Origin of the sequence: Dietzia massiliensis (genome assembly GCF_018390595.1) — a bacterium.
Taxonomy (GTDB): Bacteria; Actinomycetota; Actinomycetes; order Mycobacteriales; family Mycobacteriaceae; genus Dietzia; species Dietzia massiliensis.
In genome coordinates this window covers 1-431 of record NZ_JAHBAV010000221.1, presented here as the reverse complement: position 1 = coordinate 431, position 431 = coordinate 1, and the positions used below count along the sequence as shown (strand labels likewise).

Sequence of the window (431 nt, the reverse complement as noted above, 5' to 3'; positions counted from 1 at the left end):
GTGAGCACCCAGAGCTCGCTCAGCGACTCCGGCTGCTCCAGCGGGCGCAATTCGATGCGGGCGTCGGTCTTGTCGCCGTCGAGGCTCAGCCGCCCTTCTTTCTCCAACTGGTAGTCGCCGATTTTCTTGCTCTTTGGCGACGCATCCACCAGCTTGGCCTGCAAGCCGAAATCGTTGTCGTTGATCACCGCCAGCCTGCGATCGTCGATCAGCGCCACCCCTTCGGCTTTCTCCTGGCGCCAGCCCAACTGGCGCAGATCCGCCACTTCCCGTTTCTGCGCCAGCTTCACGCCACGTTTGGCGAGCTCTTTCGCATCGTCGAACTCCAGCGCTTTCCCCTGGTCGTCAAACGCGCTCAGATCGCTGGCCTGCGCGAGATCCACCAGATAGATCTTGTTGATCATCGTCTTATCTTTATCGCTTCCCTGTTC

The 431-nt window shown here is 60.3% G+C and carries 1 protein-coding gene; it reads right to left on the bottom strand.

Annotated features, from left to right (window positions below; translation table 11 throughout):
- The coding region (locus KHA85_RS20340) for an esterase-like activity of phytase family protein (protein WP_213186690.1) at nt 1–404 on the bottom strand (404 nt) is incomplete at its 3' end.
- Nucleotides 405–431 lie beyond the last annotated feature (27 nt).